Origin of the sequence: Paenarthrobacter sp. NPDC089307, assembly GCF_040685055.1 — a bacterium.
Classification (GTDB): domain Bacteria; phylum Actinomycetota; class Actinomycetes; order Actinomycetales; family Micrococcaceae; genus Arthrobacter.
Genome location: NZ_JBFBHE010000004.1, coordinates 539005 through 561473, shown reverse-complemented (window position 1 = coordinate 561473; position 22469 = coordinate 539005). Strand labels below are relative to the sequence as shown.

At 63.3% G+C, this 22469-nt stretch carries 24 protein-coding genes, 1 pseudogene and 1 riboswitch; of the genes and pseudogenes, 7 read left to right on the top strand and 18 right to left on the bottom strand.

The window, feature by feature from the left end; translation table 11 throughout:
• The 6 genes and pseudogenes from AB0N72_RS12885 to fabF all read left to right on the top strand — a co-directional run.
• Positions 1–966, top strand: a pseudogene (locus tag AB0N72_RS12885) (pyruvate dehydrogenase (acetyl-transferring), homodimeric type); the annotation flags it as partial.
• 183 nt (positions 967–1149) lie between these two features.
• On the top strand, positions 1150–2394 hold the full coding sequence (locus AB0N72_RS12880) for a helix-turn-helix domain-containing protein (protein WP_363930752.1): 1245 nt from the start codon (positions 1150–1152) through the stop codon (positions 2392–2394).
• A gap of 88 nt (positions 2395–2482) precedes the next feature.
• Entirely contained in the window at positions 2483–3412 is a 930-nt protein-coding gene (locus tag AB0N72_RS12875) for an ACP S-malonyltransferase (RefSeq protein WP_363930751.1), read from the top strand.
• On the top strand, positions 3409–4470 hold the full coding sequence (locus AB0N72_RS12870) for a beta-ketoacyl-ACP synthase III (RefSeq protein WP_363930750.1): 1062 nt from the start codon (positions 3409–3411) through the stop codon (positions 4468–4470). Before AB0N72_RS12875 ends, AB0N72_RS12870 begins: the two co-directional genes overlap by 4 nt.
• Before the next feature lie 114 nt (positions 4471–4584).
• Positions 4585–4830 carry an acyl carrier protein gene (locus AB0N72_RS12865; RefSeq protein WP_011692310.1) on the top strand — a complete coding sequence of 82 codons (246 nt, stop codon included), beginning with the start codon at positions 4585–4587 and terminating at the stop codon, positions 4828–4830.
• A gap of 128 nt (positions 4831–4958) precedes the next feature.
• Complete coding sequence (gene fabF / locus AB0N72_RS12860; RefSeq protein ID WP_363930749.1) at positions 4959–6194, top strand: beta-ketoacyl-ACP synthase II; 1236 nt, start codon at positions 4959–4961, stop codon at positions 6192–6194.
• 132 nt (positions 6195–6326) lie between these two features.
• Here the strand turns inward: fabF and AB0N72_RS12855 are convergent, their stop codons facing one another.
• From AB0N72_RS12855 to AB0N72_RS12775, 17 genes are all read right to left on the bottom strand, one after another.
• Positions 6327–6830 carry a DUF3145 domain-containing protein gene (locus AB0N72_RS12855; protein ID WP_018776197.1) on the bottom strand — a complete coding sequence of 168 codons (504 nt, stop codon included), beginning with the start codon at positions 6828–6830 and terminating at the stop codon, positions 6327–6329.
• Positions 6831–7067: 237 nt separating this feature from the next.
• Positions 7068–7994 (bottom strand): tyrosine recombinase XerC, encoded by a 927-nt coding sequence (locus tag AB0N72_RS12850; RefSeq protein WP_363930748.1) that lies wholly within the window; start codon positions 7992–7994, stop codon positions 7068–7070.
• Positions 7995–8055: 61 nt separating this feature from the next.
• Positions 8056–9246: a DNA-processing protein DprA gene (gene dprA, locus AB0N72_RS12845; protein ID WP_363930778.1), complete on the bottom strand. Its 1191-nt coding sequence runs from the start codon at positions 9244–9246 to the stop codon at positions 8056–8058.
• A 37-nt stretch (positions 9247–9283) separates the two neighbouring features.
• The gene (locus tag AB0N72_RS12840) at positions 9284–10825 is read right to left on the bottom strand and encodes a YifB family Mg chelatase-like AAA ATPase (RefSeq protein ID WP_363930747.1); all 1542 of its coding nucleotides are present in this window, start codon (positions 10823–10825) and stop codon (positions 9284–9286) included.
• Positions 10826–11191, bottom strand: coding sequence for a YraN family protein (locus tag AB0N72_RS12835; RefSeq protein ID WP_363930777.1), 366 nt, complete (start codon positions 11189–11191; stop codon positions 10826–10828).
• 111 nt (positions 11192–11302) lie between these two features.
• Positions 11303–11647, bottom strand: a complete 345-nt coding sequence (locus tag AB0N72_RS12830) for a DUF2469 domain-containing protein (protein ID WP_018776202.1) — start codon at positions 11645–11647, stop codon at positions 11303–11305.
• An 89-nt stretch (positions 11648–11736) separates the two neighbouring features.
• On the bottom strand, positions 11737–12513 hold the full coding sequence (locus AB0N72_RS12825; RefSeq protein WP_363930746.1) for a ribonuclease HII: 777 nt from the start codon (positions 12511–12513) through the stop codon (positions 11737–11739).
• The gene (gene lepB / locus AB0N72_RS12820) at positions 12513–13376 is read right to left on the bottom strand and encodes a signal peptidase I (RefSeq protein WP_363930745.1); all 864 of its coding nucleotides are present in this window, start codon (positions 13374–13376) and stop codon (positions 12513–12515) included. The genes AB0N72_RS12825 and lepB (AB0N72_RS12820) overlap by 1 nt, the downstream gene beginning before the upstream one ends.
• Positions 13377–14054, bottom strand: coding sequence for a signal peptidase I (lepB, locus tag AB0N72_RS12815; protein WP_363930744.1), 678 nt, complete (start codon positions 14052–14054; stop codon positions 13377–13379).
• Positions 14055–14135: 81 nt separating this feature from the next.
• Entirely contained in the window at positions 14136–14489 is a 354-nt protein-coding gene (gene rplS, locus AB0N72_RS12810; protein ID WP_014922079.1) for a 50S ribosomal protein L19, read from the bottom strand.
• Between the two features lie 264 nt (positions 14490–14753).
• The gene (gene trmD, locus AB0N72_RS12805; RefSeq protein WP_363930743.1) at positions 14754–15554 is read right to left on the bottom strand and encodes a tRNA (guanosine(37)-N1)-methyltransferase TrmD; all 801 of its coding nucleotides are present in this window, start codon (positions 15552–15554) and stop codon (positions 14754–14756) included.
• Positions 15555–16109, bottom strand: coding sequence for a ribosome maturation factor RimM (gene rimM, locus AB0N72_RS12800; RefSeq protein WP_363930742.1), 555 nt, complete (start codon positions 16107–16109; stop codon positions 15555–15557).
• A 126-nt stretch (positions 16110–16235) separates the two neighbouring features.
• On the bottom strand, positions 16236–16478 hold the full coding sequence (locus AB0N72_RS12795) for an RNA-binding protein (protein ID WP_011775119.1): 243 nt from the start codon (positions 16476–16478) through the stop codon (positions 16236–16238).
• A 1-nt stretch (position 16479) separates the two neighbouring features.
• Positions 16480–16902, bottom strand: a complete 423-nt coding sequence (gene rpsP, locus AB0N72_RS12790; protein ID WP_018776208.1) for a 30S ribosomal protein S16 — start codon at positions 16900–16902, stop codon at positions 16480–16482.
• Between the two features lie 237 nt (positions 16903–17139).
• A complete protein-coding gene (locus AB0N72_RS12785) occupies positions 17140–17577 on the bottom strand; it encodes a hypothetical protein (RefSeq protein ID WP_363930741.1) in 438 nt (145 codons plus the stop codon).
• A 118-nt stretch (positions 17578–17695) separates the two neighbouring features.
• Complete coding sequence (locus AB0N72_RS12780; RefSeq protein ID WP_363930740.1) at positions 17696–18568, bottom strand: VOC family protein; 873 nt, start codon at positions 18566–18568, stop codon at positions 17696–17698.
• Between the two features lie 76 nt (positions 18569–18644).
• Complete coding sequence (locus tag AB0N72_RS12775) at positions 18645–19727, bottom strand: amidohydrolase family protein (RefSeq protein WP_363930739.1); 1083 nt, start codon at positions 19725–19727, stop codon at positions 18645–18647.
• Positions 19728–19812: 85 nt separating this feature from the next.
• Positions 19813–19920: riboswitch (TPP riboswitch) on the top strand.
• On the opposite strand from AB0N72_RS12775, the gene thiC reads away from it, so the two are divergent.
• Positions 19916–21736 carry a phosphomethylpyrimidine synthase ThiC gene (gene thiC / locus AB0N72_RS12770; protein WP_363930776.1) on the top strand — a complete coding sequence of 607 codons (1821 nt, stop codon included), beginning with the start codon at positions 19916–19918 and terminating at the stop codon, positions 21734–21736. (Overlaps the previous riboswitch by 5 nt.)
• Here thiC and AB0N72_RS12765 read toward each other — a convergent pair.
• Positions 21719–22441 carry an alpha/beta hydrolase gene (locus AB0N72_RS12765; RefSeq protein WP_363930738.1) on the bottom strand — a complete coding sequence of 241 codons (723 nt, stop codon included), beginning with the start codon at positions 22439–22441 and terminating at the stop codon, positions 21719–21721. The two genes, thiC and AB0N72_RS12765, sit on opposite strands and share 18 nt — an antisense overlap.
• Between the last annotated feature and the right edge of the window lie 28 nt (positions 22442–22469).

The window sequence follows — 22469 nt, the reverse complement described above, 5'->3', positions numbered from 1 at the left end:
TTCACCGCCGCCGGGACCGCCTACGCCACCCACGGCGAACCACTCGTCCCGATCTACGTGTTCTACTCCATGTTCGGCTTCCAACGCACCGGAGATTCCTTCTGGGCCGCCGCGGACCAAATGACCCGCGGCTTCATCATCGGCGCGACCGCAGGACGGACCACCCTCACCGGCGAAGGACTCCAACACGCCGACGGGCACTCCCCCATCCTGGCCTCCACCAACCCCGCCGTGAAAACCTACGACCCCGCCTACGGCTACGAAATCGGCCACATCATCCGCCACGGACTCGAGCAAATGTACGGCGAAGACTCCGACGATAAAAACGTCATGTACTACCTCACCGTCTACAACGAGCCCATCACCCAACCCGCCGAACCCGAAAACCTCGACACCACCGGGCTCCTCAAAGGCATCTACCACCTCGCCAACGCCCCCGAGGGCGATAACAACCGGCCCACCGCACAAATCCTCGCCTCCGGCGTGTCCGTGCCCTGGGCCCTCGAAGCCGCCCGGATCCTCAACGAAGACTGGGGAGTCGCCGCGGACGTCTGGTCCGTGACCTCCTGGAACGAACTCCGACGCGACGGACTCGCCGCCGAAGAACACGCCTTCCTCAACCCCGGCCAACCCACCCGCACCCCGTTCATCACCGAACAACTCAACGGACACACCGGACCAGTCATCGCCGTCTCGGACTACATGAAAGCCGTCCCCGACCAAATCCGACAATTCATCCCCAACGACTTCGCCTCCCTCGGAGCAGACGGCTTCGGCTTCTCCGACACCCGCCAAGCCGCCCGCCGCTACTTCAAAAACGACACCCACTCCATCGTCGCCAAAACCCTGCAACTCCTCGCCGCCAAGGGAGAAGTTGAAGAAGGTGCCCTGGAAAAGGCGATCGATAAGTACCGGCTCCTGGATGTCAACGCCGGCACCACCGGCGGAGCAGGCGGAGACGCCTAGGATCCTTCGGGGACATCACGCTTTACCAGCAATAAGCCCGACGGCGGCTCCCACCAAAAGGTGGGGGTCGCCGTCGGGCTTTAACTTGGCTGCCGGACACTGCGAGCAACGTGACGGGCGACAACGCGAGTTGTAGCCTTCTCACAAATGGAGCTTCCCCGGACTGGGCCGTATGCTCGTTCCATGGCAGAGCCCACCAAAACAACTTCAAAGCGCAAGGCAGCGACCCAGGCGTTGTCGCCGGAAAAGGCGGAAACTCTGCGGCAGCTCCGCGCCAACGTCGGGCAGCTGTCCACCAGCACCATGCGCAAACTGGAGAAGTCACTTCCCTGGTACAGCCGGCTGAGTTCCGACGAGCGTTCGGCACTGGGCCTGGTGGCGCAGAATGGCATCGCCGCCTTCGTCACCTGGTACGAACGCCCCAGTTCGCCGTCCTGGATCCTCACTGACGTCTTTGGAAACGCCCCCACTGAACTCACCCGCTCCATCAGCCTGCAGAAGGCCTTGCAACTGATCCGCATCGTGGTGGAAGTGGTGGAAGACCAGGTGCCGGTAATCGCCCCGGAGTCCGACCAGCCGTCGCTGCGGGAAGCCGTCCTGCGCTATTCACGTGAGGTCGCTTTCGCCGCGGCAGATGTTTATGCCCGCGCCGCCGAGTCGCGCGGTTCCTGGGACACCCGCCTCGAAGCACTGATTGTTGATGCGATCCTTCGAGGCGAGAACACAGATGCTTTGCGGTCGCGGATTGCCGCCCTGGGCTGGAAAGCGCAGGAGCGATTCACCGTCATGGTGGGTAATTCCCCGTCTGAACCCAGCGCAAGCTATGTCAGCGAACTGCGCCGCACCGCCGGCCGGTTCGCGGAGGACGCGCTCGTGGGAATCCAGGGCGACCGCCTGATCCTGATCCTTGGCGGGGTGCAGGACCGGGACACCGCGTACCTCAAACTCAGTGAACTTTTCGCCCCCGGCGCCGTGGTTTACGGACCCGAGGCGGGATCTTTGGTCGAAGCGAGCAGTTCTGCCCAAGCAGCGTTCGCCGGCCTCACCGCCGCCCGCGCCTGGCCCTCGGCTCCCCGTCCGGTGTCCGCCGACGACCTGCTCCCCGAGCGGGTGGTTTCCGGGGATGATGCAGCACGGCGATCATTGATCAAGAACATCTACAGGCCCCTTCTGGCAGCCTCCAACGGCCTCGTGGAAACCCTGGGGACATACCTGGAACTGGGCCATTCACTGGAGGCAACCGCCCGGGAACTGTTCGTCCATGCCAACACGGTGCGCTACCGTTTGAAGCGTGTCTGCGACGTGACGGGCTGGGATCCGCTCCTTCCACGGGAGGCCTTTGTGCTTCAAACGGCGTTGGTGGTAGGCCGGCTTTCGGCCCCGCCGAAAGCCGTTCCCGAACGTCATGCGTCACGTTCACAGAACTGAACCGTTGTAGACTTCCTACAAACTGACCCAGTGAGCTTGGTGTACGAAAACACCAGTGGATCACGTGGCAATTTGGAAAGCTGGATACGTGCTTGCAATCGTCTGCCCTGGACAGGGCTCCCAGACCCCCGGATTTTTGGCCCCTTGGCTGGAACTCCCCTCCGTCGAAGGCCAATTGGCCACCCTGAGCGAAATCGCAGGCATTGACCTCAAGGCCCACGGCACCACCTCGGACGAAGAGACCATCAAGGACACTGCAGTTGCGCAGCCCCTGATCGTCGCAGCCGGCCTCGTGGCCGCGCAGTCCCTGTTCGACGTCGAGTTGAGCACCCTGCCGGTTATCCTCGCCGGACACTCCGTTGGTGAGATTACGGCTTCCGCGCTTGCCGGTGTCCTCACCGAGGCTGAGGCCATGACCTTCGTCCGCGAACGGGCCAACAGCATGGCTGCAGCGGCTGCAGTGACTCCCACCGGCATGAGCGCCGTAGTGGGCGGCGATCCCGCCGACGTCCTGGCTGCCATCGAAGCTTCCGGCGCGACCCCGGCAAACGTCAATGGTGCCGGCCAGACCGTAGCCGCAGGCACGTTCGAGCAATTGAAGGCGTTGTCGGACAACCCGCCTGCCAAGGCACGGGTGATTCCCCTCAAGGTTGCCGGCGCCTTCCACACCTCGCACATGGCCCCGGCAGTCAGCTCCCTTGAAGCCCTCAAGCCGTCGTTGTCGCCGCAGAGCCCGGCTGTCCCGCTGTTGTCCAACTACGATGGCAAGGAAGTCACGGCGGGACCCGCCGCCGTCGAAAGCCTGATCGCCCAGGTATCCCGCCCCGTCCGCTGGGACCTGTGCATGGAGACCCTGACTGGGCGCGGCGTTACCGGCGTCATTGAACTTGCTCCCGCCGGGACTCTCGCCGGGCTGGCCAAACGGGGCATGCCCGGCGTCAAAACTGTTGCAGTCAAAACCCCGGATGACCTGTCCGCGGCTCTGGCACTCTTTGCTGAACTGGAGGGACAGGCATGAGCACACCGGTACTGAACAAAGCCGCCGTCAACGAGAATGCACGTATTCTGGGCATCGGCGCCTACCGCCCGGACGTCATCGTCACCAACGAGGACGTTTGCCAGTGGATCGATTCCTCGGATGAGTGGATCCGCCAGCGCACCGGCATCATCACCCGCCACCGCGCCGCCGCCGATGTCAGCGTCATCGACATGGCCGAAGGCGCAGCACGCGAAGCAATCCAGCAGGCCGGCATCGAGCCGTCCCAACTGGGAGCTGTGATCGTCTCCACCGTCACCCACCCTTATGCGACGCCCTCGGCTGCCGCTGCTCTCACCGAGCGTTTGGGCGCGACGCCGGCACCCGCCTTTGATATCTCTGCCGCCTGCGCCGGGTACTGCTACGGCGTTGCCCAGGCCGATGCGCTTGTCCGCTCCGGCGCGGCGCAGTACGTCCTTGTGGTCGGCGCCGAAAAGCTCTCGGACGTCATCGACAACCACGAGCGCACCATCTCGTTCCTCCTCGGTGATGGGGCCGGCGCAGTAGTGGTGGGCCCGTCCGAGACACCCGGCATCGGACCCTCCGTATGGGGCTCCGATGGCAGCAAGTGGGACGCCATCGGCATGACCCACTCGCTTGAAGACGTCAAGAAGCTCGGGGAATCCGCACGGCACTCCGACGAGATTGACGACCCCGCCATCCTTTCCGCAACCCAGGATGTGTGGCCCACCCTGCGCCAGGACGGCCAGACCGTCTTCCGCTGGGCAGTTTGGGAAATGGCCAAGGTGGCCCAGCAGGCCTTGGACGCTGCCGGCATCGAAGCCAGTGACCTCGCTGCGTTTGTTCCCCACCAGGCGAACATGCGCATCATTGACGAGATGGTGAAGAAGCTGAAGCTTCCCGAGTCTGTTGTGATCGGCCGCGATATTGCGCAGGCCGGAAACACGTCCGCGGCCTCCATCCCCCTTGCAACCCATCGCTTGCTCCAGGAGAACCCTGGCCTGAGCGGTGGCCTTGCCTTGCAGATCGGCTTCGGTGCCGGCTTGGTCTTCGGAGCCCAGGTTGTAGTCCTGCCATAGACCTGGACCGGCCCTTGGCCTCCAGCCAACTGAATATGACTTACAAACCCAAACCGTAACCGCGGTTTGCCCCCTTTCCGGCAGCAGCCGGTACAACAAGAAAAGGAGCCAACAATGGCTAGCAACGAAGAGATCCTGGCCGGCCTGGCTGAAATCGTTAACGAAGAGACGGGCCTCGCCACCGAAGCCGTCGAGCTGGACAAGTCCTTCACTGAGGACCTGGACATCGACTCCATCTCCATGATGACCATCGTTGTCAACGCTGAAGAGAAGTTCGGCGTCCGCATCCCCGACGAAGAGGTCAAGAACCTCAAGACCGTCGGCGACGCCGTCAGCTTCATCGCCAACGCACAGGCCTAGTCCTGACACCAGCTGTGCCGGGCCGGGGCTTCTGTCCCTGAGCCCGGCACAGCCGCAATAACGCCCAAAGTTTTCCTGCCGCCCGCGCTGAACGCGAACGGGCGGCTGATCCGACAGAGAGTGATCGCATGGCACGCAAAGTAGTCATAACCGGTCTGGGGGCCACCACTCCCATCGGCGGCGACGTACCCACAATGTGGCAGAACGCGCTGAAAGGGGTCTCCGGCGCCCGCACGCTCGAAGACGAGTGGGTGTCCAAGTACGACCTCCCCGTCCACTTTGCTGCCCGCGCCTCGACCCCTGCCCTTGAGGTCCTCAGCCGCGTAGAGGCCAAACGCATGGACCCGTCCACGCAGTTTGGCGTCATCGCCGCCCGCGAAGCCTGGTCCGACGCCGGCATCGACGAGATTGACCACGACAGGCTTGCCGTTGCCTTCGCTACCGGCATCGGTGGCGTCTGGACGCTCCTGGATGCCTGGGACACGCTCAGGGACAAGGGTCCCCGCAGGGTACTTCCCATGACCGTGCCGATGCTCATGCCCAACGGCGTAGCTGCAGCCGTCAGCCTGGACCTGGGTGCACGTGCCGGAGCCCACACTCCGGTTTCCGCCTGCGCATCGGGTACCGAAGCCCTGCACCTTGGTTTGGACCTGATCCGGTCCGGCAAGGCAGATGTCGTGGTCTGTGGTGGTGCCGAAGCCGCGATCCACCCGATGCCGCTCGCTGCTTTCTCCTCCATGCAGGCGCTGTCGCGTCGCAACGACGAACCCGAGCGAGCCTCCCGCCCGTACGACCGCGACCGTGACGGCTTTGTCATGGGTGAAGGCGCAGGCGCCCTGGTCCTTGAGGCCGAGGAGCACGCCATCGCACGTGGTGCACGCATCTACGCCGAGCTCGCCGGCACCTCGGTCACCGCTGATGCGTACCACATCACCGCACCTGACCCCGAAGGCCTGGGCGCTACACGCGCCCTGAAGGCCGCAATGTTCGATGGCCGCATCCAGGCCGAGGACGTTGTGCACGTCAACGCGCACGCTACCTCGACACCGGTAGGCGACAAGCCGGAGTACACGGCCCTCCGTGCGGCCCTCGGGGCCCACGTGGACAACGTGGCGGTCTCCGCCACCAAGTCCCAGATGGGCCACCTCCTGGGCGCATCAGGCGCCGTGGAGGCCGTACTGACGGTGCTGGCAGTCTACGAGCGCAAGGCACCGGTCACCATTAACCTCGAGAACCAGGATCCTGAGATCCCCCTCGACGTCGTAACCTCCGTCCGCGACCTGCCTTCGGGCGACATCGTGGCGCTGAGCAACTCGTTCGGCTTCGGCGGCCACAATGCCGTCATTGCGGTACGGAACGTCTGAACGCGGACTAACCCCGCAAGTCCTTACTCAATATGAAGAGGGCCCCACCGGATGGTGGGGCCCTCTTCATTGCTATGGCGTGGCTTGGCTGGTCGTGCTGTCAGCCGACTTGATTGTCAGCTAACCAGATTGTCAGCCCACTTGGTGCAGCCAACGCACGGGGGCGCCTTCTGCCGCGTGCCGGAACGGCTCGAGCTCTTCGTCCCATGCCTCGCCCAAGGCCAACGACAACTCATGGTAAACCGCAGAGGGATCTCCGGCGCCTGACTCATATGCGTAGCGGATGCGGTCCTCGGTCACCATGATGTTGCCGTGCACATCAGTGACGGCATGGAAAATTCCAAGCTCCGGCGTGTGCGACCAACGGGCGCCATCCACTCCTTGGCTCGGTTCCTCGGTGACCTCGTAGCGCAAATGTGCCCAACCCCGCAGAGCCGATGCCAATTGGGCACCGGTTCCAGGGGCACCCGTCCAAGAGAGCTCAGCCCTGAACATTCCGGGCGCGGCCGGTTGAGGGGTCCACTCAAGATCGGTCCGCTTATCGACGACCGATCCGATGGCCCACTCGACATGCGGGCAAAGTGCCGTAGGGGCCGAGTGCACGAACAGGACACCGCGGGTTGTTGCAACAGACATTCCATCCTCCATAGCTGTAGGTACGTCTTCCCCAACGACCTCTGCCTGGATGTTTGCCGATGCTGCCGGATGCCATGAATCTCATGTGGGCCCTGCAGGCTATTCACTTATGGAGTACTTGTAACGATATTGGCACAGATCTAACCCTCAAGTATGAATTGAAGGTTTCCCCGTGGTGCTTTCATTTTGCCGTACACTCCCGGTTTCCGCCAGTGCAGCAGAAGCAACGGTTCACGTTCAGGCCCGGGGGTGGGCCTGCTGATAACTGTTCCTCAGCCGATCAACGGAGACATGGGTGTAAATCTGGGTCGTCGCGAGGCTGCTGTGTCCAAGAATCTCCTGAACGGCACGCAAGTCCGCACCGCCGTCCAGCAGGTGTGTCGCTGCGCTGTGCCGGAGGGTGTGCGGACCAGTAGCTGACGTATCGCCCAGGGCCTGAAGCAGGTCACTCACCACGGACCGGATCTGTCGCGGATCCACACGGTTGCCCCTGGCGCCCAGGAACAAAGCGGGGCCGCTTGCAGCGGTTACGACGGCGGGACGGCCACGCCTTAGCCAGTCGTCCACTGCCACGGCAGCCGGGACCCCGAACGGCACGGTGCGCTCCTTGTTTCCCTTACCCAGCACCCGCAACGTCCTTCGATCCTGGTCCACGTCATCAATGTCCAGCCCGGCAAGTTCTCCCACCCGGACACCCGTGGCGTATAGCAGCTCCACCATGGCACGGTTGCGGATGGCCATTGGGCCGCCCTCTTCGGCAGCAACGTTCAGGTCATCGACCATTCGAGTGACCTGCTGTTGCTGCAGGACTCCCGGAAGGGACTTGCTGCGTTTGGGCGCTTGGAGACGGACCGCCGGGTCGGATGGAATCAGTTCTTCCCTGAGCGCCCAGCCCGTGAAGGACCTGGCGGTTGCTGCACGCCTGGCAAGGGTGGCCCTGGACATGCCCGCTTCACTTTGCGCGCCAAGCCACCGCCGAAGGGACCCCAACTCCAGCTGGCCGAGTTCCTCCACCCCTTCCTGAACCGCGAAACCCAGGAGACTTTCGACATCAGCGATATACGCCCGGACTGTGTGTGCCGACCTTGCGCGTTCGCCCTCGAGGTAGCGCCGAAATCCCTCGACGACGCCGGCCAGGGCTGTTGGTAGTGATCGTCCGTCCACCCTTCCAACTGTGCCAGCCTCCCCCGTCCCGCGCTTGCATCAACATGCTTTTCCGGGCGTTCTAGGCATTCTTTGCGCGCTTCCATGCACCCCGCTCAGAGATGGCCAACCCCAGCAGCCCCAACCGGCCAAGTCCAGCCCGAACCGCCTCGGGACTCAGGCCCGCCACCACCGTAAGCTTCTCCACGGAGCTGGTGGATCGAAGCGGCAGTGCATCCAGAAGAATCAGGTCTTCCAAGGACAAGCCATCGTGCACCGCCGCACTCGGTTCCCGATCCTCGCCGGCTTCTTCCCCGATGGCCCCTGCCAGCTCGGCGATCTCGCCGACGTCGGTGACGCAAACGGCTCCCCCTTCCCTGAGAAGGCGATGACAGCCAGCCGAGTTGGCGCTGTGGACGGAGCCGGGAACCGTAGCCACCACACGGCCCAGCGCCTCTGCGTGATGGGCGGTATTAAGCGCCCCGGATCGCCACCGCGCCTCCACCACGACGGTGACCGAAGCAAGGGCCGCAATGAGCCTGTTTCTCTGCAGGAATCTGTAACGCGTCGGCGCGGACCCCGGAGGAACTTCCGAGATCACGGCTCCTTGGGTGCATACCGCCCGGAGGAGGTCCTCATTGCCTGAGGGGTAGAACCGGTCAACTCCCCCGGCCATGACCGCGATTGTAGGCAGCCCTGCTACCCCTCCGTTGAGCGCTCCACGGTGTGCGTGTGCGTCGATGCCGTAGGCACCGCCGGAGACCACGCTGAAACCTCGCTGGGCCAAGCCGTAGGCAAAGTCACCGGTGACCGAGGCACCATAGCTCGTGCTGTCTCTGGAGCCCACAAGGGCAATAGTGTGAGGTGCCGACGGCAACTCCTGCTCGTGCCCCCGCCACCACAGGCATAGCGGTTCTTGAAGTCCAAGATCAGAAAGTTGTTCCGGCCACAGGTCATCCCCTGGAACAATCAAACGGCCACCGAGCCGCCGCATGGTCTCCAGGTCGCGGTCAGGAGCCAAGTCGGCAATACGCGGAGCCCATCGCCTGAGGCTTTCCTGAAGCCCTGCCCACGATGCGGGCCCTCCCCCCTCCCGGAGTACCGCGGAGATTTCCTGTTCCAGGGCAGGACCGGTCCCCAGTTCGCCTGTCGCAACGCCCAGTGCGTCCACAGCTCCGGCCACGTGGACCAAGGCCAGTCCCACCGAGTCCTGGGGTTCCATCAACCGGGCCAAAGCCGCCCTGGCAACTCTCTCCTTGTCCTGCACGCTCATTGCCGTCACGCTGCTTTTCCTTTCAGGTTGGTTGTGCTCATGTAGCTACCGCAGCCTGCCTGAGGCCGAGAGCTTGGCCAATGTGGTCAAAATCCGGTTTGTCGCTGCAGTCCAGGTCCGCGAGCGTCCAAGCGAGCCGGAGGACGCGGTCGTATCCACGTGCTGTCAGGACCCCCCGTTCCAGTGCTGTGTCCAGGATCCGGGTGGCGCCCGGAAGCAAACGCAATTCACCGCGGAGGATACGTCCGGTCACCTGCGAATTCGTTTCCAGCCCGAAGCCCTGCAGGCGATCCAACTGCCGTTCCCTGGCCGCCAGGACCCGTGCCGCTACAGTGCGCGTGTCTTCTTCTTTCCCCGCATGGCCGAAATCTGCCAAGGAAACCCGCTCCACGTGCAACTGGATGTCCACACGGTCCAGGAGCGGGCCCGACATCCTCCCGAAGTAGCGGCGCCGCATCATCGCCGTACAGGTGCAGTCCATGCCCTTGCCTGATGCCTTCCCACAGGGACAGGGGTTGGCCGCCAAGACAAGCTGGAAACGGGCTGGGTAGGCAGCAGTACCTGCTGATCGGTGGATCACCAGCTCTCCGCTCTCAAGGGGCTGGCGAAGAGCATCAAGGACCCGGCGTTCGTACTCCGGAGCCTCGTCGAGGAACAGCACTCCTCGGTGCGCCCGTGATGCTGCGCCCGGCCTGGGCAGTCCCGAACCGCCGCCTATGATGGCCGCGGCCGTTGCGCTGTGATGGGGATTCTCAAAAGGAGGCCGCCGCAGCAACCGCACGGCAGATGCCTGGACGGCCGCCAGGGAATGGATGGCTGTCACTTCCATTGCTGCCGTATCGGACAAGTCCGGGAGCAATCCGGGCAACCTCTCGGCCAGCATGGTCTTGCCGGCTCCAGGCGGACCCGTCAGCAGCATGTGATGCCCACCCGCCGCGGACACTTCCAAAGCGCGGCGTGCCTCTCCTTGCCCTGAGACATCGCACAGATCCGGCGTTATGGACATGGATTCCACGTCCATCCCGGGCTCGTCCCCGTCCACGGGGTCGTAGTCCAAGGCGAGATCCTTCGGGTCCGCGCCGAAGTCGTATGCAAGCCGGGCGAGCGTCTTGTAGCCGCGCACGTTTGCACCGGGCACGAGCGATGCCTCCGACACATTCGCCTCAGCCACCACAATGTCCGGATATCCGGCCTGGACGGCCGCCATCACGGCGGGCAGCATTCCGCGGACCGGTCTCAGCCTGCCGTCCAAGCCAAGCTCAGCGATAAACACTGTTCCGTCGATGGACCTGATGTCCTTGGCCGCACGCAGTACTGCCATGGTGATGGCGAGGTCGAAGCCCGATCCCCGCTTGGGCAATGAGGCAGGTATCAGGTTTGCCGTGATCTTCCTGCGACTCAGGGGTATTCCGGAGTTCTGCGCGGCCGATCGAATGCGTTCCTTCGCCTCATTCAAGGCAGCGTCCGGGAGCCCCAGGATCACGAAATTAGGCAGTGTTTGGCCGATGTCGGCCTCGACCTCCACGATGTAGCCGTTCAGGCCTACCAGCGCCACACAGTAGCTGCGGCCCACCCCCATCTAGCCAACACCCCTAAGGTGTTCCATCACGGGATCCCCGACGCCGTTGTCGAGCACCGACACAACATCGATTCGTTTGCGGGGCGCCCTGAACTCGTGGGCGCGGCACCAGGATGAGACGAGTCGGTGCAGACGCGCCAGTTTGGCCTCCCCCACGGCCTCGAACGGATGCCCATAGTCAAGGCTCCGCCGGGTCTTGACTTCGGCCACCACCAAGGTGTCTCCGTCAATCGCGACTATGTCGATCTCCCCATCGGCACACCGCCAATTGCGATCAACGATCCGCATCCCCTGGCCCGCCAGGAAATCTGCCGCCAGTGCCTCGCCGTTTTGGCCCAGCAGGTCTTTTGCTCTCATGACCATCACCTCCACTGACCAGCATTCAGGCTGGAAGCAGAGGGTGGCAGGGCGGCCAGGTGCTATGTGGGTAAACGCACCGGAATCAATGCTGTGGAGGAACAGTCCCCGCCCTACGGGCTAGTTGCCGAGGTCTCCCAGGTCTCCCAGGCCGCCGTCCTTGGGCAAGGCCAGGTCTTCGCTGCGGGGCAGTTCTTCGACATTGACGTCCTTGAACGTAATGACGCGGACGTTCTTGACGAATCGCGCAGAACGGTACACGTCCCAGACCCAGGCATCCTGCAGGGTCAGGTCGAAGTAGACCTCGCCATCGGCACTACGGGCCTGAAGGTCAACATGGTTGGCCAAATAGAACCGGCGCTCCGTCTCGACAACGTAGCTGAACAGACCGACAACGTCCCGGTATTCACGGTAGAGCTGCAGCTCCATGTCGGTTTCATAGTTCTCAAGGTCCTCGGCACTCATGGTTCCATCTTGCACCATTTGACGGCTGGCTCGCGCCAGGTGGACCGCTGCACCCGGCAAGATTGCCTGTACTCCTGGCCAGGCCCTGTTTAATCCTGGTCAGGCCCTGTCAGGTGCCAGCTGGTCCGGTGGTAGGCGCTGGGACCCTGAAGGCGGATAATGTCCCGGTGCGCGGCGGTGGCATAGCCCTTGTTTACATTCCAGCCATAGGCCGGCAGCTCGGAATGGAGATCGACCATAATCCGGTCGCGTGCCACTTTGGCCAGCACACTGGCAGCAGCTACGCTCAGGCAACTCATGTCGGCCTTTACCCTGGTGTGGACGGGGGCCTCACAGAGGGGACCTGACGGCGCGGTGTCGAAGAGCGACGCCTGCACGTCCGGCGAGAGCCAGTTGTGGCTGCCATCCAACAAGACCATGTCCGGAGTGACGCCGTCGTCGAGAATTTCACACCAGGCACGGGTTCCGGCCAGGCGGAGGGCTGCAATGATGCCGATCTCATCGATTTCCTGCGAGGACGCGTGCCCCACCGCTGAAGCCAGGGCCCACTCGCGAACCAAGGGTTCCAACCGGTCCCGGTCCTCTGGCTTTAGCAGTTTGCTGTCGCGAACGTCGGCCAGAAGGCCATGATCGGAGAGGTCGATCACCGTGATTCCCACGCTGACCGGGCCGGCCAAAGCACCGCGTCCTACCTCGTCCACCCCTGCAAGCAAGCGGACACCCTGGGCAAGGAACGATCTCTCGACGTCCAAGGTGGGGAACCCGAGCGGGCCCTTGGGCTTCGCTTTGGCCTGGGACTTCCCCTTTGCCTGGGGCTTGCCCTTGGCCGGAGCTTTGGCCTTGGGACCAGTAGCTGTTGTTGCCATTACTTCGCCGGCGTGCCTTTGGGAACATTGCGGAAGACGTCCGGGTAGTTATCCAGGACGGTCCACCGGTTGATCGGCCACGCGATGACGGTTGCCTTGCCTTCAACGTCTTCGATGTTGACGAAACCGCCATTGATTTGCTGGTGGGACCGCGAGTCTGCCGAGTGGTTGCGGTTGTCGCCCATGACCCACACTTTACCTTCCGGAACGACGACGTCGAAGGCCTCCGAGGTAGGCGCTTCCGCGGGATTTATGTAGGTTTCGTCAAGCGCAACGCCGTTAACGCTGATGCGTCCCTCGGCATCGCAACAGCTGACGTGGTCGCCGGGAAGGCCTATGACCCGCTTAACCAGGTGCTGCTCGCTGGCGTCCGGCGCCAAGCCTACAAACTCCAGGGTGTCACCCACCCAGTCCATGGGACCCGCGGGTTTCTGGGCCACGGGCGGCAGCCAGGCCTGGGTGTCCTTGAACACCACTACATCCCCGCGGGAAAGGTCAAACGGTCCGGGAACCAGCAGGTTGATGAAAATGCGGTCGTAGACATCCAAGGTCTTTTCCATCGACTCGGACGGGATGTAGAACGCCCGGAACAAGAACGTCTTCAGCAGGAAGGACAACACCAGGGCAATGGCCACGACCGTGACAATCTCCTTGGCCCATACCAGGGCAGGGTTTTTTCGCGGTTTCTCCGCGGCGTGGGCACCGCCGTCAGGATCGCCGGAGTTGCTGCCAGCACCATTCCCTGCGGACACCGCACCGTCCGCTCCACCGGGCTCGGCCGCTTCGTCGGTACTTGCCGTCCCGTCCGAGAGCCGCGCGTCGTCGTCGTACCGCTCGGGGGTCCCAGGAGCTTTGTCCGGCATCTACTGTCCGTTCTTCGATGATGTTTCGGCCTGCGTGGAGCGAGGCATCCCTGCAAATCTATCAAGTGGCCAGATGATCTGGACCGGTCGGCCGATAACGCGGTCCGTCGGAACCATGCCGCCCCCCGGAGCTCCTAGGAGGCCGCGCGAGTCGGCAGAACGTGATCGGTGGTCCCCCATCAGCCAGAGACGGTCGTGGGGTACCACGACGTCGAACTTCTGCCCACTGGGTTCATCACCCGGGTACAGATAGGGTTCCTCAAGTACCTGACCGTTCACTGTGAGGTGTCCGGTGGCATCACAACACTGAACGTGGTCGCCGGAGACCCCGATGACCCTCTTGACGTACGTGGTGTCGCTGCCCGTGAGTCCAAACCATTGCCCTGCCGCGGACACGGCGTCGACAAACGGACCCCGCCCGCTGCTCAGCGGCGCAAAGGAACCTCGTCCATCGAAGACCACAACATCGCCTCGCCGGATCGGTTCAGCGCTGAAGTCGGTTCGCGATACCAGGATCCGGTCGCCAGTCACCAGGAGCGGCTCCATGGACTCTGAGGGAATGTAGTAGACGTCCAGCCACAGGGACCGGACCAGCCCGCTGATGGCGATCGCCAGGACCAGCGCGAGCAAAACAAAACGCCAGCCCTGTTTCCGGGGCTGGCGTTCTGATGTTTCCATGATTCGTATCCCTGTTGCGTTGCGGATTGCTCCGGAAACAACCGGGCACGAATCCTGGACCCGTTGCGTAAGTCGCAGGACTTACTTGGCGAAGTCGCGCTTTTCCTTGATCTTCGCAGCCTTACCGCGCAGTGCGCGCATGTAGTAAAGCTTGGCGCGGCGGACGTCACCCTTGGTGACGACCTCGATCTTGTCGATGATCGGGGAGTGTACCGGGAAGGTACGCTCTACGCCGACGCCGAAGGAAACCTTGCGCACGGTGAAGGTCTCGCGAACGCCGTCACCCTGGCGGCCCAGGACGAAGCCCTGGAATACCTGGACACGGGAGTTCTTGCCTTCGATGATGTTGACGTGAACCTTGAGGGTGTCGCCCGCGCGGAACTCAGGAACATCGTTACGCAGCGAGGCTGCATCTACGCTATCGAGGATATGCATTAATCCACTCCTGGTGAACGCCACAGGTCATTCACTTTGGGTTACGGCGGACAAGCCCGGGGCACACAAGGCCACCGGAAATCTCCGCCGAAGTTTCTTGGTGTCCGGCTCCGCCACTGATTGGCGTCGCCGGGTTGTCCGACTGTTGGCTGAACTCCCCCTGTGGCAGGTGCCAGCCCAGCAGACACAAGGGTTAATTCTGCCATAAGCGCAGCCATCCAGCCAACTGGCTGGACCTCCAGTGCTCGACGGCGGGCGGCGGCCTTAGTTGGCGGCGTCGCCGCCGGCCCTGGCGCGCAGGCGACCATCCACGACGTCGTACCCGAGGTCAGCGAGTGCGTTGCGGTCCGCGCGGCTCAGCGTGCCGGCGTCGAAATCCGCCAGAAGGTCCGGCCTGCGTTCGGCGGTGCGGCGAAACTGCTCGTGGCGGCGCCACTGCGCGATCTTGCCGTGGTTGCCGCTGAGCAGGATCGGAGGCACGTCGTGGTCCCGCCAGGATGAAGGCTTGGTATAAACGGGGTATTCCAGCAGGCCGTCTGAGTGGGATTCCTCAATGAGGGACTCGGGGTTGCCGACGACACCCGGAAGGAGGCGGCCGATCGCTTCCACCATTGCCAGGACAGCAACTTCGCCGCCGTTGAGAACGTAGTCACCCAGGCTGACCGGACGCACAATGAAGTGATCGTGGGCCCAGTCCATGACGCGTTCATCGATGCCTTCGTAGCGACCACAGGCAAAGACCAGCTGCTCTTCCTCAGCGAGCTCATAGGCCAGCGCCTGGTTGAAGCGTTCCCCTGCCGGTGAGGGGACGATCAGTACCCGCTTGGCACCTTCGCGCCCGCCGGCAACGGATTCCAGGGCCTGCGCCCAGGGTTCGGGCTTCATGACCATCCCGGCGCCGCCGCCGTATGGAGTGTCGTCCACCGTCCGGTGCTTGTCAGTTGTGAAGCTGCGGAGGTCGTGGACGTTCAGTTCCAGCAATCCGTCCTGCCGTGCCTTGCCTATGAGCGAGAGCTCAAGCGGAGCAAGGTATTCAGGGAAGATACTGACAACATCGATCCTCATTCAGGCGTCATCCCCCGCCGCGTCCGTTGCTTCGTTGCTGGAGTCGTCGTTGATCTCAAAGAGTCCGGCAGGCGGGGTGATCAGGACATACCCGTCCTCAATGTCGACCTCCGGAACGATTTCGTCGACGAAGGGAATGAGGATCTCTTTGCCCTCGGGGGTGGTGACCGTCAGCAGGTCCTGCACCGGCAACGTAGTCAGCGCTGTTACCTTGCCAACAACCTGCGACCCTACACGCGCTTCCAATCCAACGAGTTCGTGCTCGTACCAGCCCTCGTCGTCGTCTTCGTCGTCGAGTTCTTCGGTTTCGATGTAGAGCTTCGCACCGCGGATGGCCTCAGCGGCGTTCCGGTCTGCGATCTCTTCGAAACCGAGCAAGAGTATGTCCTTGTTCCATCGGGCACTACGGACTGTCAGCGGTCCGGCGGAGGCCGGCTCCACGACGAACTCGGTTCCGGCGACGAAGCGCTCTGCGGGTGCGTCGGTGAGTACTTGTACCGTTACCTCGCCGCGAATGCCATGGGGTTTGCCGATCCGGGCCACCTGGAGCTGCATGGGTTCCTCTGAATTCTGTTGTTTCCGCACCACCGGGCACGGTGGTGAAGTGTTGGACAAAGCAATCCGGCCCCTCCACCATATTCGGTGAAGGGGCCGGACCTAAGACAAGCAGTGCTGAGCGCGTTACCGGCGGCGGTCGGTGTCGACGACGTCGACCCTGACCTGCTCGCCACCAGCCAGGGCCGCAACCACAGTGCGCAGTGCACGTGCAGTACGTCCCTGACGGCCGATCACCCGTCCGAGGTCCTCCTGGTGAACGCGCACCTCAAGGGACTCCCCGCGGCGGTTGTTCTTGGCACTGACCTTGACATCCTCAGGGCTGTCAACGATCCCACGAACCAAGTGCTCGAGCGCTTCTGCCAGCAACTTACTCAGCCTCGGTGGTCTCTGCTTCAGCTTCGGCCGGAGCCTCGGCAGCGTCGTCCTTCTTGGCCTTCTTGGTGATGGCTTCCGGGATGATGACGGAACCCTTCTCCGGAGCTACGAAAGCTTCCTTCGGAGCTTTGGTCTTCAGGGTGCCTTCCTGGCCCGGCAGGCCCTTGAACTTCTGCCAGTCACCGGTGATCTTGAGGATCGCGGCAACCTGCTCGGTCGGCTGGGCGCCAACGGAGAGCCAGTACTGGGCGCGCTCGGAAGCGACCTCGATGTACGACGGCTCTTCGGTGGGGTGGTACTTGCCGATTTCTTCAATGGCACGGCCATCGCGCTTGGCGCGGGCATCCATGACGACAATGCGGTAGTACGGTGCGCGCATCTTACCGAAGCGCTTAAGGCGAATCTTTACGGCCACTTTTGTGGTCACTCCTGTTTCTGAAACGAGGTTGAACCCGACGTTCTGCACCCGTGGGGCGGGCCATACTGGACGGTTCGAAGGACAAGATACGAGCACGGAGAGAGGGGCCGTACCGATCAAGTACCTGTCCATTGTGCCAGATGCCCGGGGCAAATACGACTTTCGCCGTTCGGCTCGGTGAGTTGTTGGTCACACCAACGGTTCAGTCCTCCCCGGAACCAGCCGGAACAGCGGTCATTCAGACCAGACGTACAGCCCCGCGCGTTCCGTCTTTTCCACGTCCGCGGCAAGGGCGGCCAGCTGCTGGACATACTGCCGGGACTGCGCGGCGTCGAAGGGCATGTCCTCCTGCTCCGCCCACGCGGCAGCGACGTCGTCAAGGACGTTGGCATCCCCTTCGCTCTCGTACGTGAGCAGTTCGGCAAGTGCCCTCACCATGGCTTCGGGAACGCCGAGGAGTGCGTCGCTGGTGACATCCACCAGCGCAAGTTCATAGTCTGCGCCCGCTGCATGGACTGCCTGGCCGGCAAGATCGCCCAGCTGCTCGACCTCGAAGTCCGTGATGCCTTCGATCCGGACCGCGGGCCCGGAAGCATCCGCACCCTTACCCAAGGCCGCGGCCCGCTTGAGTGCTTCATCGTGGGTGGCTACAAAAATTTCGGCAAAGCCCATTGAAAGTACTCTCAATCCTTCGTGCTGACGGGGCGTGCGGCCGGAACCGGAAGGTCCGGGCCGTCACTGCCCAGCCTAGTGCAGCGCAGGGCCCATACGGGCTTCGCGGCCGGGGGTCCTAGCGAACTGCCACCCGCAATTTGTTCCGCCAGGGATCTTCGAACTGCAGTTCGGCACCAGTGTGGTGATTGCGCACTCCGGCCACCCGCAAACGATCCGCAAGGGCATCGACGTCCTCGCTGGTGGGGACCTCAATGAGCACTTCCCCCAGCCCCAGCGTGTCCTTGCGTGGGCCGGCACCACGGCTGTTCCAAACGTTCATTGCCATGTGGTGGTGGTAGCCACCCGCGGAAACGAACAGCGCCTGCCCATGCCAACCCGCTGTCCGTTCAAACCCCAGCGTGCCAACGTAGAAGTCCTGGGCGGTGGCGACGTCACCCACCTGAAGGTGGACGTGGCCGACGCCGGCAGCGGCCTCGCGCTGTCCCGTGACCGCCGCTTCGCTCAAGTGCTGCTGGAGGAACCGCTGGGGCGGGAGGGCCACATTGTCCATGACGACGTTTTTGCCGTCCCACTGCCAGGTCTCGCGGGGCTTGTCATAGTACAGCTCGATGCCGTTGCCTTCGGGGTCGGTGAAGTAGAACGCTTCGCTGACGAGGTGGTCGGCGCTTCCAACGAAGGCCCGGGGCTCATACCCGGCAGCCGTGGCGATCGTGGCAGCCAAGGAGGGCTGGTCCTGGAAGAGGATGGCGGTATGGAACAGGCCGGCCTCTCCCCGTCCCGGGATCTGGAGGCCGGCGGCGGGGGCAAGGTGGACCACGGGCTTGCCAACACGCCCAAGGTAGAGGCCACCATCCTGTTCGGCCACGACTTCAAGGCCCAAGGCGCGTTGATAGTAGTCACTCATGACTTTCATGTCGCCCACCTTGAGCATGACGGTGCCCATGGCGAGGTCGGCAGGAAGGAGGTCCTGGATGGATGATGCGGACATGTGAAGCTCCCGGTGTTAGGTGGCCGCCTTTCGGCACGTTCTACCTATCTAAATTACTTGAAGCTTCAATTTATTCCTAGCGAATGAGCCGGCCGCGTAGAACTACGTGCTTGAGCGTTGAAACCGTACGCAGATCACGCCTGGGATCGTCATGGCAGACCACGACGTCGGCGCTGGCACCTTCGCCGATGGCCTCGGCCCCCAGCCACTTCCGCGCGCCCCAGGCTGCGGCGTCGAGGACCGCGGACGGCGGCAGCCCGGCGTCGTGCAGTTCCTGCATTTCGTCGGCAATCCGGCCGTGCCTGATCACGCTCCCGGCGTCCGTGCCCGCGTAGATCACGACGCCGGCTTCGTACGCTTCAAGTACCCGCTCCCTTCGGCGCTCCCACAAGCGCGTCATGTGGGCGGCATATTCGGGGAACTTCGGCGCCGCCTGGGCAGCGATATCCGGGAAGGTCGCGATGTTGACCAGCGTCGGAACGATCGGCACTGACTGCTCCACCAGCCTGGGAACGTGGCGCGGCAACAGCCCGGTGGCGTGTTCGATGCAGTCGATGCCGGCGTCCAGCATGTCGTCGATGGTGTCCTCCGCGAAGCAATGCGCGGTGACCCGGGCGCCTTCATCGTGCGCCGCTGAGACGGCATCCTTCACGATTTTCGCGGGAAACGAGGCAGCAAGGTCCCCGACGCCGCGGTCGATCCAGTCGCCCACCAATTTGACCCAACCGTCGCCGTCGAGGGCTTCTTTCCGAACAGTCTCCACCAGTTGCCCGGGCTCGATTTCGTGGCCCAGGCCGCGGAGGTAACGGCGGCTTCGGGCGATGTGGCGGCCTGACCGGATCAGCCGGGGAAGGTCTGCCCGTTGCTGCACCCAACGTGTATCGCTGGGAGATCCGCAGTCGCGGATCAGCAAAGTGCCCGCGTCCAGGTCAGCCTGTGCTTGCGCGAGGGTGGTGGACTCATCCACCGCTCCACCGGCGCCAAGGCCGATGTGGCAGTGGGCATCCACGAATCCCGGGAGGACCCAGCCGTCAAGCACCTTGTCCGGCGGTGCCAAGGGGCGCTCGAACGTCAGCAGTCCGCCAACGGACCACATTCCGTTCCGCTCCTGATCTGCCGACACAAGCACGGGTCCGCTGAATTCGATGATGTCTGCCATGGAAAAAATCCTAATCCCCAGGGGCACGCCGGCCGCAGCCGCGTTCATATGACTGGGCGCCCAATGGGAGCTGTGGTAGCTTCGTCTACGACCACACGGGGGCCCTTGCAGGGGCTGAGATCTGGCTGAGGCAGCCTGCGACCGTTGAACCTGTCCGGGTAATGCCGGCGAAGGAAGTGAGTAATCCTTTGAGCACCACCAAAACACAGCACAGCCCTGCCCAAAACAGCTCTGTCAACAACGAACCTGTGACGCAGTCCTTGAAGTCCCATTCGCTGGCTTACCTCGAAGACCATGACACCGGTATCCGCGTACCAGTCACTGAAATCGCGCTGGAGCCCTCCCCCAACGGCCAAGCCAACGCGCCACTGCAGGTGTACCGCACGGCAGGCCCAGGGAGCGATCCCGTGGTGGGGCTCGAAGCCTTCAGGGCCCCGTGGATTGAGGCCCGCGGCGACACTGAGGCCTACACCGGACGTGAGCGGAACCTGCTCGACGACGGCAAGTCGGCCGTTCGCCGTGGCGCCGCCTCCGCGGAGTGGAAGGGTGCGCAACCGGTGCCCCGCCGCGCCGTCGAGGGCAGGACCGTCACCCAAATGCATTACGCAAAGCAAGGCCTGGTGACGCCCGAAATGCGGTTCGTCGCGTTGCGTGAGAACTGCGATGTCGAACTGGTCCGGAGCGAGGTTGCCGCCGGCCGCGCGATCATTCCCAACAACATCAACCACCCGGAATCCGAACCGATGATCATCGGCAAGGCCTTCTTGGTGAAGATCAACGCCAACATCGGAAATTCGGCCGTCACGAGCTCCATCGCCGAAGAAGTGGACAAGCTTCAGTGGGCCACGCAATGGGGCGCGGACACCGTCATGGACCTGTCCACCGGCGACGACATCCACACCACCCGCGAGTGGCTGATCCGCAACTCCCCCGTTCCCATCGGCACGGTGCCTATCTACCAGGCGCTGGAAAAGGTCAATGGAGAAGCCAACAAGCTCACCTGGGAAATCTTCCGGGACACCGTCATCGAACAGTGCGAGCAAGGCGTGGACTACATGACCATCCATGCCGGCGTGCTGCTGAGGTACGTACCGCTGACCGCGAACCGCGTCACCGGCATCGTGTCCCGTGGCGGATCCATCATGGCAGGGTGGTGCCTTGCGCACCACCAGGAGAACTTCCTGTACACGCACTTCGACGAACTGTGTGAAATCTTCGCCAAGTACGACGTCGCGTTTTCCCTCGGCGACGGCCTTCGTCCCGGCTCCATAGCCGATGCCAACGACGCCGCACAGTTCGCGGAACTGGACACCCTCGCCGAGCTCACGCAACGGGCCTGGGAATTCGATGTGCAGGTCATGGTGGAAGGTCCCGGCCACATTCCGTTCCACCTGGTCCGCGAAAATGTGGAGCGCCAGCAGGAACTCTGCAAGGGCGCACCCTTCTACACCCTGGGTCCGCTGGTCACCGACATCGCCCCCGGCTACGACCACATCACCTCAGCCATCGGGGCAACAGAGATCGCCCGCTATGGCACGGCCATGCTCTGCTACGTCACGCCCAAGGAACACCTGGGCCTGCCCAACAAAGACGACGTCAAGACAGGGGTGATCACTTACAAGATTGCCGCCCACGCCGCTGACCTGGCCAAGGGGCACCCGGGGGCTTCCGAACGCGATGACGCCCTGTCCAAGGCCCGGTTCGAGTTCCGGTGGCGGGACCAGTTTGCCCTGTCCCTGGATCCCGTCACAGCGGAATCGTTCCATGACGAAACACTGCCGGCTGAACCTGCGAAAACTGCCCACTTCTGCTCCATGTGTGGGCCAAAGTTCTGCTCCATGCGCATCAGCCAGGACATCCGCGACGAGTACGGCTCAGCCGAAGCCCAAGCGGCGATTGCGGGAATGCACAGCGGAATGCAGGAAAAGAGTGCGGAGTTCCTCGCCTCCGGCGGAAAGGTCTACCTGCCCGAGCTTCAGGTGCCCGCGAACTCAGGACGCCTGGGCTGACATTGCGCGTCCGGCATCTGCCACGAACGAACGGATGATGTGATCGCCGTCTACTGAGTCCTGGGGCCGGTGCCCTCCTGCTGCAACACGGCGGAGGGCGCCGGTTTCCTGGAGGTATGCGGCAATTTCCTCGTACAGCGGCTCCCAACCACCTGTAAGAACCAAGGTAGGGACGCCGGGAACAATGTGCAGCGGCGCCTCCCAGGGCGGCGCCTGCAGCCTCAAGCGACGCGCAGCGCGCTGTGCTTCCAGGGTTTCCAGCCCACCCGTTTCAGCAGAAAAAGCACGCAGGTAGTACTCACGCTGGTAATCGGCGTCCTGAAGCTGTCCCCGCACATTGAACAGCGGTTCCATCAGCGCCCGATAAGACGCCGTCGCGGGCAGTTCCGCCGTCAAGGACAGGCAGGCCGGCTCCACCAAAGACAGCGAGTGGACGAGGTCGGGGCGTTCAACGGCTGCCAACATCGCGCAGATGGCGCCTTGCTCGTGCGCCACCACATGGCCGCCCCCGGAGTCGGCCAAGGCTTGAATGACGATGGCGACATCGGCAGCGACGTCCGATTCCACCGGCTCGGCCACGGGATCAAAACCGTGCCTGCGGAGAAACAGAGCATCGTAGGCAAGCGCCATGCCATGCTGCTTCGGCCACGCAGCAGCACCGAAACTGCCCAGGCCGTGGAGGAAGACTACGCGCTGCTTATGCATTGCTTCACCCTATTCCACGGCTCCGACA